We start from the raw sequence: 2,334 nt of genomic DNA on the forward strand, positions 1-2,334 counted from the left end.
TGCACTCTCGAACCGGACTGGTGCACTCTCGATCCGGACTGGTGCACTCTCGATCGATGAGTGACCGTGCGGCGGCGTAGCGTGGGCGCGTGCGCACCCCGGACGACGGCGACCCGTGCGACGCCAGCGACCGCGACCGCGCCGACCGCGGACCCAGCGAGGGTCTCATCCGGGTCCGCGGCGCCCACCTGCACAACCTTCAGGGCCTCGATGTCGACCTCCCCCGCGACCGGCTCGTCGTCGTCACGGGGGTCTCGGGCTCGGGCAAGTCGTCGCTCGCGTTCGGCACCGTCTATGCCGAGTCGCAACGCAGGTTCCTCGAGTCGGTCGCCCCCTACGCCCGTCGGCTCATCAACCAGGTCGAGTCGCCGCGGGTCGACTCGGTCAGCGGCCTGCCGCCGGCCGTCGCGCTCCAGCAACGCCGGGCCGGCGTGAGCACGCGCTCCAGCGTCGGCACCGTGACGACCCTGTCCAACACGCTGCGGATGCTCTTCTCCCGGGGGGGCGACTACCCTCCGGATGCGCCCCGACTCGACTCGGACTCCTTCTCTCCCAACACGATTGCCGGCGCGTGCCCGACCTGTCACGGCCTCGGCCACGTGCACCACCCGACCGAGGCGCTCATGGTGCCCGACCCCGGCCTGTCGATCCGCGAGAAGGCGATCGCCTCATGGCCCGGCGCCTGGCTCGGCAAGAACTACCGCGACATCCTCGACACGCTCGGCCACGACATCGACCGTCCCTGGCGTGACCTGCCTGCCGCCGACCGCCACTGGATCCTCTTCACCGACGAGGAGCCCGTCGTCACGGTCCACCCGGTCCGCGAGGCCGGCCGCATCCAGCGCCCCTACGAGGGGCAGTACGCCAGCGCCGCACGTCACGTGCTGCGCACCCTGTCCGAATCGAGGAGCGCGCCGGCTCGCCGCCGCGCGCTCGAGTTCGTCGAGACGGTGCCCTGCCCTTCGTGCCACGGGCGCCGACTGCGGCCGGAGCCCCTCGCGGTCACCGTGGCGGGCCTGCCCATCGACGAATGGTGGGGTATGCCGCTCAGCTCGGTCCGCGCCCTGGTGCAGCACGTGGGGGGTGACGCGGAGGAAGGCGACGTCGCTGCGGCCCTGGCACCCGAGCTCGAGGCCCGGCTCGAGGTGCTGCTCGAGCTGGGTCTGGGCTATCTGTCCCTCGACCGACAGACGCCGACCCTGTCCTCCGGTGAGCTGCAACGGCTCCGGCTCGCAACGCAGCTGCGGTCCGGGCTGTTCGGGGTGGTCTACGTCCTCGACGAGCCGTCTGCTGGCCTGCACCCGGCCGACCGTGAACCGCTGCTTCGGGTGCTGAACCGTCTTGTCGGTGAAGGCAACTCGATCATCGCAGTGGAGCACACCATCGATGTGATGCGGCGCGCCGACTGGATCGTCGACGTCGGCCCGGGGGCCGGCGACCTCGGCGGGCGACTCCTGCACTCCGGCTCGGTGGCGAGCCTGGCCGAGGCGGCGGAGTCGGTCACTGCCGCCTACGTCCTCGGCACGGCGACCCTTCCGGACCCGCGCGAAGCCCGCGCAGCCAGAGGCGAGCTCGCCCTTCGTGGCATCGAGCGCCACAACGTCCACGGCACCGACATCTGCTTGCCCCTCGGTGTCTTCACCGCCATCACCGGGGTCTCCGGGTCGGGCAAGTCGACGATGCTCGAGATGCTCGGCGACGTGCTCGGAGCCCACCTCGGCCCGGCGTCGCCCGGGCGGACCGAGCCCGAGCCCGAGGGCGCGGACGGGGACGAGGAGCTGAGCGGCATACCGGCCGGTCTGCCGCAGGTGAGCGGCACCGAGCAGGTGCGCCGGGCCGTCGTCGTCGACCAGCGCCCCATCGGGCGCACCCCGCGCTCCAACCTGGCAACCTACACGGGGCTCTTCGACGGGGTGCGCAAGCTGTTCGCGGGGACTGACGAGGCGAAACGTCGGAAGTACGGCGTCGGGCGGTTCTCCTTCAACGTCAAGGGTGGTCGGTGCGAGACGTGCCAGGGCGAGGGTTTCGTCTCGGTCGAGCTGCTGTTCCTGCCGGGGACCTACCGGGCGTGCGCGACCTGCCACGGCGCGCGCTACAACCCCGAGACGCTCGAGGTGACCTGGCAGGGGCTGAGCATCGCCGACGTCCTCGGGCTCAGCGTCGAGCAGGCCGCGGGGGTCTTCGCGCAGGAGAATGGCGTCGCGCGCAGCCTGCGCACTCTCGTCGACGTCGGGCTCGGCTATCTGCGGCTCGGGCAGCCCGCGACCGAGCTGTCGGGGGGCGAGGCCCAACGGATCAAGCTGGCAACCGAGCTGCAGCGCACGCAGCGCAAGG

1 protein-coding gene is annotated in these 2,334 nt (G+C 71.8%); it reads left to right on the forward strand.

What is annotated here, in order from left to right; genetic code table 11:
- Positions 1-89 precede the first annotated feature (89 nt).
- Positions 90-2,334 (forward strand): excinuclease ABC subunit UvrA (locus L0H79_RS21955; RefSeq protein WP_301486897.1); only part of this gene is annotated, 2,245 nt, incomplete at its 3' end.

The organism is Intrasporangium sp., assembly GCF_030452765.1.
Taxonomy (GTDB): Bacteria; Actinomycetota; Actinomycetes; order Actinomycetales; family Dermatophilaceae; genus Intrasporangium_A.